Annotated in this window: 15 protein-coding genes; 10 read left to right on the forward strand and 5 right to left on the reverse strand. The window is 40.0% G+C overall.

Going from position 1 to position 12,937, the window contains the following annotated elements:
* Positions 1–92 precede the first annotated feature (92 nt).
* From MS2017_RS00400 to uppS, 4 genes are read right to left on the reverse strand one after another with little or no spacing between them, the layout of a single operon-like run.
* Positions 93–914 carry a peptidoglycan DD-metalloendopeptidase family protein gene (locus tag MS2017_RS00400; RefSeq protein ID WP_071563740.1) on the reverse strand — a complete coding sequence of 274 codons (822 nt, stop codon included), beginning with the start codon at positions 912–914 and terminating at the stop codon, positions 93–95.
* A complete protein-coding gene (gene ispC, locus MS2017_RS00405) occupies positions 907–2,064 on the reverse strand; it encodes a 1-deoxy-D-xylulose-5-phosphate reductoisomerase (RefSeq protein ID WP_122950902.1) in 1,158 nt (385 codons plus the stop codon). The genes MS2017_RS00400 and ispC overlap by 8 nt, the downstream gene beginning before the upstream one ends.
* 1 nt (position 2,065) lies before the next feature.
* The gene (locus tag MS2017_RS00410; RefSeq protein WP_164707553.1) at positions 2,066–2,875 is read right to left on the reverse strand and encodes a phosphatidate cytidylyltransferase; all 810 of its coding nucleotides are present in this window, start codon (positions 2,873–2,875) and stop codon (positions 2,066–2,068) included.
* A complete protein-coding gene (uppS, locus tag MS2017_RS00415; protein ID WP_122950904.1) occupies positions 2,868–3,557 on the reverse strand; it encodes a polyprenyl diphosphate synthase in 690 nt (229 codons plus the stop codon). The genes MS2017_RS00410 and uppS overlap by 8 nt, the downstream gene beginning before the upstream one ends.
* Before the next feature lie 38 nt (positions 3,558–3,595).
* Here uppS and hisF point away from each other — a divergent pair, with 38 nt between their 5' ends.
* From hisF to MS2017_RS00435, 4 genes are all read left to right on the forward strand, one after another.
* A complete protein-coding gene (hisF, locus tag MS2017_RS00420; protein ID WP_071563744.1) occupies positions 3,596–4,366 on the forward strand; it encodes an imidazole glycerol phosphate synthase subunit HisF in 771 nt (256 codons plus the stop codon).
* 81 nt (positions 4,367–4,447) lie between these two features.
* Complete coding sequence (locus MS2017_RS00425; RefSeq protein ID WP_071563745.1) at positions 4,448–4,981, forward strand: hypothetical protein; 534 nt, start codon at positions 4,448–4,450, stop codon at positions 4,979–4,981.
* Positions 4,982–4,995: 14 nt separating this feature from the next.
* On the forward strand, positions 4,996–5,880 hold the full coding sequence (gene cyoE, locus MS2017_RS00430) for a heme o synthase (protein ID WP_071563746.1): 885 nt from the start codon (positions 4,996–4,998) through the stop codon (positions 5,878–5,880).
* 10 nt (positions 5,881–5,890) lie between these two features.
* Positions 5,891–6,085, forward strand: a complete 195-nt coding sequence (locus tag MS2017_RS00435; RefSeq protein WP_071563747.1) for a DUF2970 domain-containing protein — start codon at positions 5,891–5,893, stop codon at positions 6,083–6,085.
* Here MS2017_RS00435 and MS2017_RS00440 read toward each other — a convergent pair.
* Complete coding sequence (locus MS2017_RS00440; protein ID WP_122950905.1) at positions 6,082–7,068, reverse strand: COX15/CtaA family protein; 987 nt, start codon at positions 7,066–7,068, stop codon at positions 6,082–6,084. The two genes, MS2017_RS00435 and MS2017_RS00440, sit on opposite strands and share 4 nt — an antisense overlap.
* A gap of 183 nt (positions 7,069–7,251) precedes the next feature.
* Here MS2017_RS00440 and coxB point away from each other — a divergent pair, with 183 nt between their 5' ends.
* The 6 genes from coxB to MS2017_RS00470 all read left to right on the forward strand — a co-directional run bounded on the left by coxB (position 7,252) and on the right by MS2017_RS00470 (position 12,658).
* On the forward strand, positions 7,252–8,352 hold the full coding sequence (coxB, locus tag MS2017_RS00445) for a cytochrome c oxidase subunit II (protein WP_071563749.1): 1,101 nt from the start codon (positions 7,252–7,254) through the stop codon (positions 8,350–8,352).
* A 21-nt stretch (positions 8,353–8,373) separates the two neighbouring features.
* A complete protein-coding gene (gene ctaD, locus MS2017_RS00450) occupies positions 8,374–9,981 on the forward strand; it encodes a cytochrome c oxidase subunit I (protein WP_071563750.1) in 1,608 nt (535 codons plus the stop codon).
* 105 nt (positions 9,982–10,086) lie between these two features.
* Complete coding sequence (locus MS2017_RS00455; protein ID WP_071563751.1) at positions 10,087–10,608, forward strand: cytochrome c oxidase assembly protein; 522 nt, start codon at positions 10,087–10,089, stop codon at positions 10,606–10,608.
* A gap of 20 nt (positions 10,609–10,628) precedes the next feature.
* Positions 10,629–11,516 carry a cytochrome c oxidase subunit 3 gene (locus MS2017_RS00460; RefSeq protein ID WP_071563752.1) on the forward strand — a complete coding sequence of 296 codons (888 nt, stop codon included), beginning with the start codon at positions 10,629–10,631 and terminating at the stop codon, positions 11,514–11,516.
* Between the two features lie 219 nt (positions 11,517–11,735).
* Positions 11,736–11,969 carry a twin transmembrane helix small protein gene (locus MS2017_RS00465; protein WP_071563753.1) on the forward strand — a complete coding sequence of 78 codons (234 nt, stop codon included), beginning with the start codon at positions 11,736–11,738 and terminating at the stop codon, positions 11,967–11,969.
* Positions 11,966–12,658 carry an SURF1 family protein gene (locus MS2017_RS00470; protein WP_071563754.1) on the forward strand — a complete coding sequence of 231 codons (693 nt, stop codon included), beginning with the start codon at positions 11,966–11,968 and terminating at the stop codon, positions 12,656–12,658. Before MS2017_RS00465 ends, MS2017_RS00470 begins: the two co-directional genes overlap by 4 nt.
* Positions 12,659–12,937: the final 279 nt, after the last annotated feature.

The raw sequence follows: 12,937 nt of genomic DNA on the forward strand, positions 1-12,937 counted from the left end.
AATCATCCATATTTATGCAAAGGTCTCTATTAATACTTGGGTGATTATAAACACTATATTATTTATTTTATTTTTGAAAATGGCATAGCCACTTACATTTTTAGGTTGCGTAAAATGCTATTTGCTCTATTTTGGAAGCGTTTTAAGTCAGAACTTGCTACTTTTTTTTGCTTAGGTAAGCGGTAAGTAAGTGGATTTCTACGAATGCCTTTGTAGCGTAATTCGTAATGCAGGTGTGGCCCAGTTGAGCGGCCTGTTGAGCCTACGAAGCCAATTACTTGACCTTTTTTAACTTTGGACGAAGGTTTGAGGCCACGGGCAAATTTAGACAAATGCGCATAAACCGTGGTGTAGTTGCTACCATGTTTGATATAAACCACCTTGCCTAAAGCGCCCATTCTTTTGTTGTGCTTAATAATGCCGTTGGCAACGGCGTAAACGGGTGCCCCTCTGTTGGCGACATAGTCAACAGCCCTATGTGGTAGGTAGGTTTTTAGGATGGGATGAAAGCGTTTTCTGGTGAATTCTGAGCTAATGCGACTGTATTTCAAAGGTGATCTTGCAAAAGAAGGGTACAGTGTTTTGCCATGGTTGTCGTAGTAACCTAGGCGCCCTCGTTTATCAATATAGGAAAAAACAGCGATTCGTTTTTTGGCACCAATATAAATTATTGCACTTGGGGTGGCACCTCTATTGCCTACAACAATAAATTTATCGCCTTTTTTTAGGTCTCTATTAAAGTCAATTCTCCACGAAAAAATACGCAAAATATTGTCCACAGTCTTTTGGTTGATGTGTGCTTTTTGTGCATCGTAATTAAGTGAGCGGGTAATGTTGATAGTGGTATGCTCCAGTGCGTTGGCGCTACTGATAAGAAATAATAGAAATAATAGAATTGGTGGGAGTTTACGCATTGATGATCCTTTGTGCAGTTTCGCGTGCAATTTTGTCGTTAGTAACAATGGCCTCTAGTGAGGTTATATATGTGTGCTGAACAGTGTTTAGGGTGCGTTCAACAATTTTTGCAATTTCTAAAAAGCCGATTTTGTTGTTTAAAAAATGTTCAACAGCAACCTCATTGGCAGCATTTAGTGTTCCCATGGCGCTACCCCCTTGCTTGAGTGCTTCAAATGCCAACCGCAAACAAGCAAATTTATCTAAATCAGGTGTATAAAATTCCAATGGCGAGTTACCTGCTAAGTCTAATGGTGCAACGCCAGAAGTCATTCTATCGGGATAACTCAGTGCATAGGCAATAACTGTGCGCATATCGGGATTGCCGAGTTGCGATAAAGTAGAGCCATCTTGGTAATAAACTGAGGAATGCACAATAGATTGTGGGTGAATAACAACCTCAATATTTTCCGCAGGTAAATTAAACAAATAATGTGCTTCAATAACCTCTAGCCCTTTGTTCATCATTGTGGCAGAATCTACTGAAATTTTACGCCCCATAGACCAGTTTGGATGGGCGCACGCCTCGTTGGGGGTGATGGTTTTTAGTTGTTCAATGGGCGTGTGTAAAAAAGGGCCACCACTGGCAGTGAGCTGAATTTTGCTGAGTCCAGTTTGTCCGTTTTGTAAGCATTGGAAAATTGCTGAATGCTCAGAATCCACTGGAATAAGTTCGGCGTTATTATCACGCACCGCTTGCATAAACAAATCTCCTGCTAACACCAAAGACTCTTTATTTGCCAACATAATGCGTTTGCCTGCTTTGGCAGCGGCAAGACTAGATGCCATGCCAGCAGCACCAACAATTGCGGCCATAACAAAATCAGTTTCAGCGTGTGCAGCAAGTCCACATAATGCTTCTTCGCCACTGAGCACTGCACAGTTTGAGGCTTGGCTTTGAGTAAGGGATTGTTGCAATTTATTTGCTGATTCTTCTTCTGTCATAACGACAAATTTGGGGTGATATTTTTCACATAATGCCTGCATTTTTTGCCAGTTAGTATGGGCACTGAGTGCAAAAATATTAAATTTATCGGGGTGTAAATCTACCACTGATAGTGTGCTGTCGCCGATAGAGCCAGTTGCGCCTAAGATGACAATGTTTTTCATCTTAAAGATTTAGGGCTATTAGGACTATGGAAAATATTGGCGTAGCAGCCAACAGCCCATCCAGTCTGTCGAACATACCGCCATGTCCTGGCAAAATATTGCCACTGTCTTTTACCCCTGCTTCACGCTTGTAAATGCTTTCATATAAATCGCCTATTACCGAAAAAATGCCAGTTATTAACGCCAGCAATAAGAAACCATAATTGGTATTTTCAGTAACAAACATCCATATACCTGTGATAAGCAACACGCCTATCAAACCACCGACAACACCCTCAATAGTTTTTCCGCCACTTAGATTGGGTGCCAGTTTATGTTTACCAAAGGCTTTGCCTGTGAAATAGGCAAAACTATCTGCCCCCCAGACGATGAACAGTAACAATAAAATAATAGCAACGCTTTGTGCTTGTAATATAGGCAAGAAAGTAAGCGGTGTAATTAATAAAAATAAGTTGGTGGCTTTTCTGAGTTCGGTATTTTTTGGTTTTTTATTGGGGTAATTAAAGACTAAAAATAAGTTTTTAAACCAAAATGCCGTGCTTAAGTAAAGCAATGGCAGTAAATACATTGTTATTGAATAGTGGCTAATATGAAAGATATTAGTTAGAGCATGGGGAACAATAAAAATAAGTGCCATTACCAGCCATAATAAAAGCGGCTTCATTTTGCTCAGTTTGGTAAACTCATATCCCACGATTACCCCCCCTATGCCAACGAGTATTAAAAAGCCAATTTGAGATTTAAAAATCAAAAATAAGACGAGTGGCACCAAGATGCTGGCGGTTAGTATTCTTTTTGTTAATTCATTCATTCCGTCCTCCGTATCGTCTATCACGATGATTAAAACTCTCAATTGCCTTGTCCATTTCCAAGGCATCAAAATCAGGCCACAGTGTATCAGTAAAATATAACTCACTATAAGCAATATCCCACAGTAAAAAATTACTAATACGCTGTTCACCACTACTGCGAATGAGTAAATCCACGGTGTTATTTTTTAGGGATAAATATTGTGAGAATTTTCCCTCATTTAATTCATCAGTAGTTACTTTATTGTCAATTATTTGTTTGCAAGCGTTAACAATGTCCCATTGTCCGCCGTAATTGGCTGCAATGACCAAAGTTAGCCCCGAATTGTCTGCTAACAATGTCTGGGCTTCGACGGCTATTTTCTGCACATCGGTAGGAAATAGTGCCAGTTCGCCAATAATTTTAAGTCGAACATTGTATTTGTTGAGTTTGTTTACTTCTTTTTTAAGTACCGTTAAAAACAATTTAAACAACAGTGAGACTTCTTCATTGGAACGATTTTTATTCTCACTACTAAAGGCGAATAGCGTCAGTGTTTGCACGCCAATTGCGCCACAGTATTTAACGATAGTGCGCACTGCGTCCACCCCTTTTTTATGTCCTACAATGCGAGGCAACTTGTGCTTTTTTGCCCAGCGACCGTTGCCGTCCATAATAATTGCAATGTGTTTTGGAATATTCATAAGCGCAGATTATACCGACTACGGTAAAATCTGCGTTTATGAGTTTAGCAAAAAGAATTATTCCTTGTCTTGATGTGCGTGATGGCCGTGTGGTCAAAGGCACCAAGTTTGTCAATATCAAAGATGCAGGCGACCCTGTTGAGGTGGCAAAGCGTTACGATGATGAGGGTGCAGATGAAATTACCTTTTTAGACATTACCGCTTCACACGAGGGCAGAGATACTACTGTGCATATGGTAGAAGCGATTGCCGAGCAGGTTTTTATTCCACTGACAGTGGGCGGTGGCATTCGTAAGGCGGATGATGTGCGGATGATGTTGAATGCTGGGGCAGACAAAGTTGCGGTTAATTCGGCGGCGATTTTTAATCCCGATTTAATCAATCAGTTGAGTGAAGAATTTGGCTCACAATGTATTGTCATTGCAATTGATGCGAAAAAAGTAGCAGAGGGAAAATGGGAAATTTTTACCCACGGCGGGCGTAATACTACAGGCATTGATGCGGTTGAGTGGGCAGTAAAAATGACACAGGGTGAAAATGGTGCGGGTGAAGTGTTGTTGACTTCAATGGATTGTGATGGGGTTAAAACAGGATTTGATTTAGCGCTTACCAAGGCAGTTGCTGATGCAGTGGATGTGCCAGTGATTGCATCTGGTGGCGTTGGGAATTTAGCACATTTATCGGAAGGCATTTTACAAGGTGGCGCAGATGCCGTATTGGCGGCAAGTATTTTCCATTTTGGCGAATACACCATAGCGCAAGCTAAACAGGCGATGCAAGCACAGGGCATTGAAGTTAGACTGAATTAGAAAAATTCTCATATTGATTGTTTGACTGTTTGGTCATTATAGGCGTATCATCTTGTGCATTGCATTGCAAAATAGGATTGTATGGACTCTAAAAAAGAATTATGGGTATTGCTGGCTTCCTTTGTGTTGCCGATTGCGCTTGGTACGGCATTTTTCTATTGGAATCCGACCGCCTTTACTGGTAGCACTGTGAACTACGGTGTGTTTGTTAATCCAATTATTACCACGGAAGAGCAAGATGTGCGCTTTTTTAACAATACACAAGGCAGTTTGCAAGGTTTGTGGACGCTAACCTATGTGACCAATACTTGTGATGGCGCTTGCAAGAAGACACTCAAAGATATGAAAACCATTCGCATTTTGATGAATGAAAATATGCGTCGTATTCAAAGAATGCTATTGATTAATGGCCCAACTGATATACAAGAAGCAGGGGTTTTGGTTGCACATCCTAGTGCCAAACTTAGTCAACAATTGACCCAATTTCCTAACAATACCTTGTTCTTAATTGACCCATTGGGTAATGTGATGATGCATTACAATCCACAAACGCTTATTATTAAACGCGTGCTCAAAGACTTGAAGCGCTTGTTTAAATACTCGCGCATTGGTTAAGGGGTAGGTGAATAATGATGCCATCACTTCGTAGCTTACTCGGACTTTGCAAACTAAAGGTGGTGGCATTAATTTTACTCACCGCAGTGGTGGGCATGTTTTTATCAGTGCCTGCACCGTATGTGCCAGATGCAATGTTGGTGATGACTGCTTCTATAGGTATTGCCCTGGCATCTGCTTCAGCGGCAGTGTTTAATCATATTGTTGATGAGCATATTGATGTGCAAATGTCACGCACTGACAAGCGCCCTTTGCCACAAGGTAAAGTGAGTCGCAATCAGGCGTTGGTTTGGGGGGTGTTTTTAGGTATTGTTGGGTTGGGAATTTTGCAGTTATTTGTGAATACCATTACCATGGTGCTGACCTTTATTTCACTGATTGGTTATGCCGTGATTTACACCATGTATTTAAAGCGGGCTACACCGCAGAATATTGTGATTGGTGGCGCAGCAGGTGCAGCGCCACCGATATTGGGCTGGACTGCAATTTCAGGCACACAAGGTATTGAGCATGCGTTGTTGTTGTTTTTGATTGTGTTTGTTTGGACGCCACCACATTTTTGGGCGTTAGCAATATTCAGAGTAGAAGAGTATAAAAAAGTTGATGTGCCAATGTTGCCAGTTACTCATGGCTTGGCTTATACTCGGCTACAGATTTTGCTCTATACAATTTTGTTGTTATTGGTAACATTATTGCCTTATTTGTCGGGTATGTCGGGCTTAATCTATCTTGCTTCGGCTTTAATTTTAGGTGTTATATTTTTGGTATACGCCATTAAGATTTATACAAACCCAGATGACAATCGAATTGCATGGCAAACATTTATGTTTTCGGTGAATTATCTCATGTTGTTATTCGTGGCGTTATTGGTTGACCATTATTTTTTGATAACTTTATAAAGGCAGTATTATGAAAGGATTAGGGCAGGTATTCAAAGCGGTAACTTCAGCCATGATTGGCGTGGGAAAAAGAGAAGATCTTATCAAAGATTTTGAACGCACAGAAAAACAGGGGCCGTGGCCTTATATTATTGTTGGCTTTGTTATGACCATTGTTTTTATTGTGGCAGTTATTACCGTTGTAAGGCTGGTATTGCCAAGTTAAGTCATAGTGGCTGGCATTTTCACTACTTTGTGCAGTAATGCCAGTATGCTCAATAACAATAACAATGCTACCGTATTGTGCAGAACTGCGATAGCCATTGGAATTGACAATAACACATTTAAAATACCTAGGGTTACTTGTGTCGCTAATAAGCCACCAATCAGCATTAAGTTTGACCTAAGGTGCTGCTGGTAACTGAATACATAAATTAATAATGCGACAAACAATGTGGTGATTAACGCACCAATGCGATGCATCATTTGAATGCCAGCACGGGCTGAATTTTCTAATACGCCATATTCATAATCATGCTCTACACCAATTGGCCCCCAATGTAATGCGTTGACAAAATCCATTGCTGGCCACCAAGATCCTAAGCATGTTGGAAATTCTTCACCACAAGACAATGCTGCATAGTTGGTAGAAGTCCAGCCACCAAGCGCAATTTGCACACTTAAAATAAATAAAGTTATTAGCAATAAGAATTTATGCCTTTTCAAAATATGCCTATAGGTAATAGTAGGCCTCCCTTGGTTGAGTAGCAGCCATGTTAGTAAAGCAGTGGTAACAAAGCCACCAATAAGATGCGTGGTAACAATACCGGGGTGAACCAACAAAGTAACCGTCCACATGCCAAAAGCACCTTGTAACACAACAAATAAGGTGGTAAATGCTGGCAATGCAAGCGCTTGAGGGCGTTTTGTTTTATCTTTAATGGCTAAGAAAAATAGTGCAAAAATGGCTAGCCCCAATAGGGAGGCGGCATAGCGATGCAGCATTTCTTTCCAGCCTTTGGTGGATTCAAGTGGGCGTTCGTAGCCTGCAAGTTTGGTGCCATCTATTGCATCTGGCACAATGAGTTGACCATAACAAGTTGGCCAATCGGGGCACCCCAATCCAGCATCGCCAAGGCGTGTATAAGCACCTAAGATAACAACAATGAACGCAAGAACAATGGATATTTTTAGTAATTTTTTAAACATTTGAGTTAAGCGAGTTAAAGTGGGGGCTAATATACTTATTTTTTGTTGCTATGGTAATGCATTACTTTATTATTATATTACCACATTATTACATTAATATATTACTAAATTATTATAGACTTGCAAAATATTATTTCTTGTGAATAATGCACATTTAGTTAATTAAAGTTCTGGGGAGAAATAATGAAAAAACTAGTCGTGGCATTTGGATTATTATTGAGTTTTAATGCGTTTGCCGAATACGGACTGAATATGACCGAAGGGGTCACTTCAATCAGCCGTGATATTTATGGTTTACACATGATGGTTTTTTGGGTGTCAGTCGTTATTGCCATTGTAGTATTTGGTGCGATGTTTTATTCACTATACGCACACAGGCAGTCAAAAGGTGCGGTTGCAGCGAATTTTCACGAAAGCACTAAGGCAGAGTTGGTATGGACAATCGTTCCAATTATTATCTTGATTGGTATGGCAATTCCAGCATCAAAAGTCTTGATTGATTTGGAAGACACAACCAAGGCTGAGATGAGCGTTAAAATCACAGGCCATCAGTGGAAATGGCAGTATGATTATCCTCAAGAGGGCATTAGTTTTATTTCAAACTTATCACAAGGCTCTAGAGATGCGGTTAACGGTACAGACGCAGGGCGTGAAAAGGCTGATAACTATTTATTGGATGTTGATAAGCGTCTGGTCTTGCCAGTGGACACCTCAATTCGTTTCTTAATCACTTCTAACGATGTTATTCACAATTGGTGGGTTCGTGATTTTGGCGTTAAACAAGATGCCAATCCGGGTTTTATTAATGATGCATGGGCTAAGATTGACAAAATTGGCACTTATCGTGGGCAGTGTGCTGAGTTATGTGGCAAAGACCATGGTTTTATGCCAATTGTGGTTGATGTGGTTTCTAAGGCAGATTATAAAAAATGGGTATCTAAGCAACAAGCAGCCGCAGCCGCAGCAGTAGCGAGCGCCAGTAAAACTTGGTCTAAAGCAGACTTAATGGCAAAGGGTAAGACAATTTATAACGCCAACTGCGCTGCTTGCCATAAAGCAGATGGCTCAGGCATGCCACCAGTGTTCCCAGCAATGAAAGGTTCGGTTATTGCTAATGGGACGGCAGCAGGACACATTAATATTGTTCTACATGGCAAAGGCGCTATGCCAACCTTTAAGATGTTAGGCGATAGCGACCTTGCAGCAGTAATGACTTATGAAAGAAATGCCTTTGGTAACACAGGTAGCGTTGTTCAACCGTCAGATGTTAAATCTGCGCGATAATTAAAGAATAAGGAGAAGACTATGACAGCAACAACAGCCCCTCATGACGATCATCATCACGGCCCTGAAAAAGGTTTGATGAGATGGGTCAAAACAACGAACCATAAAGATATTGGTTCTCTTTACCTGTGGTTCGCCTTTACTATGTTATTAGTAGGTGGTTCATTTGCCATGGGTATTCGTGCTGAATTATTACAGCCAGGATTACAACTAATGGAGCCACAGTTTTTCAATCAACTGACTACGATGCACGGCTTGATTATGGTATTTGGTGCGATTATGCCAGCTTTTGTTGGTTTGGGTAACTGGCTCATTCCAATGATGATAGGTGCGCCTGATATGGCGTTACCACGAATGAACAACTGGTCTTTTTGGATTTTACCATTCGCTGGTGGCATTTTATTAAGTACCTTCTTTATGGAAGGTGGTGCACCCGCATTTGGCTGGACATTCTATGCGCCATTGTCAACAACTTTTGCCCCAGATAGTACAGACTTCTTTATTTTTGCAGTTCATTTATTGGGTTTCTCGTCTATTATGGGTGCGATTAATATTATTGCCACAGTGCTTAATATGCGTGCCCCTGAGATGAAGTTAATGGATATGCCTTTATTCGTATGGACATGGCTAATCACTTCGTTTTTATTGATTGGTGCAATGCCAGTATTGGCAGGGGCAGTAACAATGATGTTGACAGATCGTAACTTTGGTACCGCATTTTTTGATGCAACTGGTGGGGGTGACCCAGTGATGTTCCAGCATATTTTTTGGTTCTTCGGGCATCCTGAGGTGTATATTATGATTTTGCCAGCGTTTGGTGTGGTTTCTCATATTATCCCAACTTTTGCCCGCAAGCCATTGTTTGGTTATTCTTCAATGGTATATGCAACAGCATCAATTGCATTTTTGTCCTACATTGTGTGGGCGCACCATATGTTTTTGACAGGTATGCCTGTTGCAGGTGAATTGTACTTTATGTATGCCACGATGTTAATTGCAGTGCCCACAGGTGTTAAGGTGTTTAACTGGATATCAACAATGTGGCGGGGTTCAATGACTTTTGAAGCGCCGATGTTGTGGGCGGTTTCATTTGTATTCTTATTTACAATTGGTGGTTTTTCTGGTTTGATGTTGGGTATTGCGCCAGCAGATATTCAATATCACGATACTTATTTTGTGGTTGCACATTTCCACTATGTATTGGTAACAGGTGCATTGTGGTCAATCATTGCAGCAACCTTCTATTGGTTGCCTAAGTGGACAGGCAAGATGTATAACGAAAAATTGGCAAAAATACACTTTTGGTGGGCGGTTATTTCAGTCAATATATTGTTTTTCCCTCAGCATTTCTTAGGTCTGGCAGGTATGCCACGCCGTATTCCTGATTATTCATTACAGTTTGCAGACTTTAACTTTATTTCTTCCATCGGTGGCTTTGCATTTGGTGCATCGTTTATTTTATTAACTTATATTGTGATTGATTGTATTCGTAATGGCGAGCCAGCCAGTTCACGCCCCTGGGAAGGTGCAAAAGGCTTAGAGTGGACATTGGAGCCAAAAGCGCAATACCATAGTTTTAATACGCCACCATCAAGAAAGTTGATAGAGGCGGAGTCGCAGAATTCTTAATGGATAACAGGAAAAAAGGCGTTGTTATTACTGCGGTAATTGTAGGCGTTATAGCAGCAGGAGTATTTATAGCCACCATCGTGTTATTTAATCCGACTGGCTAATATGGAACGAAAAAAAATAACAAAAGGGTTCTGGATAAAGTTAGTGTCAGCACCAATATTAATGTTTGCTTTTGCTTATGCAATGGTACCTATTTATGATGTTTTTTGTGAAATTACTGGATTTAATGGCACCACAGGTAGAGTAGATAGTGAACAACAATATAGGGTTGATGAAAATCGCAAAGTTGAGGTAAGTTTTTTTGCCATGACAATGGGTGGGTTTCCAGTGCAGTTTGGGCCAAAGGTAAATTCAATGGTAATCGTACCGGGTAAGTTTTACACCACCAGTTATATTGCCAAGAATAATACCGATGAGACCATTATTGGACAAGCGATTCCTAGTGTGGCACCGACAGATGCGGCACTTTATTTTAAAAAATTAGAATGTTTTTGTTTTAATAAACAGATATTCAAGCCACATGAAGAGGTTGAAATGACCTTGAGGTTTGTGGTTGAGCCAGAATTGGATAAGCGTATAAAAGATATAAGTTTGTCTTATAATTTTTTTAAACTTGAAAAATAGAAAAAATGAGGAGAGGGGATATGAGTAAAGAGCAAGCATATTATGTGCCACACGGTACATACTGGCCAATTATTGGCTCAATTGGCATCGCAACATTATTTGTTGGTTTTGCTAATCAAATGCATGGGGTAGAATGGGGGGGATCGGCAATGGCACTTGGTTTTGCAATTGTGGTGTTTATGATGTTTGGCTGGCTTGGTCAAGTCGTCAATGAGAGTACTAGTGGCGTTTACAATAATCAGGTTGACCGCTCATTTCGTTGGGGTATGAGTTGGTTTATCTTTTCTGAAGTGATGTTTTTTGCCGCCTTTTTTGGTGCATTGTTTTACGCAAGGCAACTTTCGGTACCGTGGTTAGGTGGTGCAGACAACAATATATATACGCCAGAGTTGTGGAACGGCTTTAAAGCAGGATGGGATGCAGTTGCCTTCACAACACCCGGTGCAACTTTGCAATCAGGTGTTGAAATGTCAGTGCCAACGCAATTGGTTAATACCTGGGGGTTGCCAGCACTTAATACATTGTTGCTGTTGCTATCAGGCGTAACATTAACCTTTGCCCATCATGCATTGCGCACTGGGCATCGCAATCAAATCATTGGTTGGTTAGTGGCAACCATTGCATTAGGATCGGCTTTTCTAGGGTTTCAAATTATGGAATACGGGCACGCTTATCATGATGGCTTAAAACTCACTTCAGGCATTTATGGTTCAACCTTTTATATGCTAACAGGCTTCCATGGTTTTCATGTAACGATTGGCGTCATTATGTTAACAATCATTTTGTATCGTATACAAAAAGGTCATTTTACTGCAGACAACCATTTTGGCTTTGAGGGCGTGGCTTGGTATTGGCACTTTGTAGATGTGGTGTGGTTAGGTTTGTTCATCTTTGTGTATTGGTTATAAGATAAGGTAAATAATCTCAAAAAAGGCTTCAAAATGAAGCCTTTTTTAAAGACATTTGTAGTGATATGAATCATCAAAAATCCATTTTTTATTCACTTGTAAATTCTTTATGAATAGCCTTATCTTTGCCAGGTAAAGGTTTAAAGGATTTTATTTACACAAAGTTTTTTTTAATCTGATACACTTAATCGTATCAAAAAATGTAGTGAGGGCTCGCTAATGGAAATTTTAATCGTTATTGTTATCATTGCTATTCTAGTGGCATTAGGCTTTGGGCTTGTTGGCATGGTAAAAGGTGGGAAACAAGGATCAGACAAAATGTTTAAGTCTTTGGTAACGCGCGTTACACTATCAATTGTCTTGTTTTTATTTGTGATGTTCGCTGGTTATATGGGCTGGATTCAGCCTAATACAGTGATACTTGATGCGCCATCAGCGATACAAAAACAATGAAACGCGCGTTTATTCTACCCACTATATTGATTGTGATAACATTATGGGGCTTGTTGTCCCTTGGTTTTTGGCAATTAGACCGTGCTGCTGAAAAGCGTGCAATAGAGGCTGATATTGTCGCCGCACAGTTGAGCCCTGCTGAGTTTGTGCCAGTGAATGAGCTTGTTAATAAAGAGCATTATCAAGTTTTACTTCGAGGGCATTATGATAACGACAAACAATTTATTTACGACAATCAAATTGTTAATAGCAATGCAGGATATTATGTTTTAACCCCTTTTGTGCTTGAAAATCAAACTGCAATCTTGGTTAATCGTGGCTTTGTGCCGTGGTATGGCAATCGTGATAAATTAATTAATACGAATATTGGCAAAAATATAACCACCATTCAAGTTAAGCTGATTAGCCCTAAAGAGCGCATTAAACTTAAACAACAGAATGCCAGTCCAATCTTTCCATTGTTAATTCAGTCTCTAGATTTAAATCAATTGTCGCAATTGTCAGGTTATTCTATTGTGCCCATGTTGGCACAACTTAATGTGAATGCCAAGCATGGTTTTTATCGAAAATGGCAACCCTTTTATGGCTCTGTTGATAAGCATTTGGGCTATGCCCTGCAATGGTTTTTAATGGCATTTGTACTTGGCATTATTGCCCTTAGGTTGCTGATAAAGAAAAGCGGGAAATAACATTACTTTTTGATAAATTCAAAAGTAGGGTCGTTGCGCTAAAATTTAGCAGGTAATAAACCCCAATATTCAAAGGTAATCTACAGAACAAACATTGCAAAAAAAAAGAAAGTTCTTAATAAAAATTTAGTTCCAACTTACACCATTTTCAAAAATAAAATGGATAACATAGTGCATATAATCACCGATATTTTACTGCTAATATTTGGAATGAGAATAAATGCCAAATTGTTTGATTTATTTTTGAAAATGGCATTATTTATGGATCGAAATTAATTT

Source organism: Bathymodiolus thermophilus thioautotrophic gill symbiont, from assembly GCF_003711265.1.
Taxonomy (GTDB): Bacteria; Pseudomonadota; Gammaproteobacteria; order PS1; family Pseudothioglobaceae; genus Thiodubiliella.

Bases quoted from the DNA above. Each gene is read 5' to 3' on its own strand.
- MS2017_RS00455 (WP_071563751.1), top strand. From the start codon at position 10,087: ATGGAACGAAAAAAAATAACAAAAGGGTTCTGGATAAAGTTAGTGTCA.
- MS2017_RS00440 (WP_122950905.1), bottom strand. From the start codon at position 7,068: ATGTTTAAAAAATTACTAAAAATATCCATTGTTCTTGCGTTCATTGTT.
- coxB (WP_071563749.1), top strand. From the start codon at position 7,252: ATGAAAAAACTAGTCGTGGCATTTGGATTATTATTGAGTTTTAATGCG.
- MS2017_RS00460 (WP_071563752.1), top strand. From the start codon at position 10,629: ATGAGTAAAGAGCAAGCATATTATGTGCCACACGGTACATACTGGCCA.
- MS2017_RS00465 (WP_071563753.1), top strand. From the start codon at position 11,736: ATGGAAATTTTAATCGTTATTGTTATCATTGCTATTCTAGTGGCATTA.
- MS2017_RS00400 (WP_071563740.1), bottom strand. From the start codon at position 914: ATGCGTAAACTCCCACCAATTCTATTATTTCTATTATTTCTTATCAGT.
- hisF (WP_071563744.1), top strand. From the start codon at position 3,596: ATGAGTTTAGCAAAAAGAATTATTCCTTGTCTTGATGTGCGTGATGGC.
- cyoE (WP_071563746.1), top strand. From the start codon at position 4,996: ATGATGCCATCACTTCGTAGCTTACTCGGACTTTGCAAACTAAAGGTG.
- MS2017_RS00410 (WP_164707553.1), bottom strand. From the start codon at position 2,875: ATGAATGAATTAACAAAAAGAATACTAACCGCCAGCATCTTGGTGCCA.
- MS2017_RS00425 (WP_071563745.1), top strand. From the start codon at position 4,448: ATGGACTCTAAAAAAGAATTATGGGTATTGCTGGCTTCCTTTGTGTTG.
- uppS (WP_122950904.1), bottom strand. From the start codon at position 3,557: ATGAATATTCCAAAACACATTGCAATTATTATGGACGGCAACGGTCGC.
- ispC (WP_122950902.1), bottom strand. From the start codon at position 2,064: ATGAAAAACATTGTCATCTTAGGCGCAACTGGCTCTATCGGCGACAGC.
- MS2017_RS00470 (WP_071563754.1), top strand. From the start codon at position 11,966: ATGAAACGCGCGTTTATTCTACCCACTATATTGATTGTGATAACATTA.
- ctaD (WP_071563750.1), top strand. From the start codon at position 8,374: ATGACAGCAACAACAGCCCCTCATGACGATCATCATCACGGCCCTGAA.
- MS2017_RS00435 (WP_071563747.1), top strand. From the start codon at position 5,891: ATGAAAGGATTAGGGCAGGTATTCAAAGCGGTAACTTCAGCCATGATT.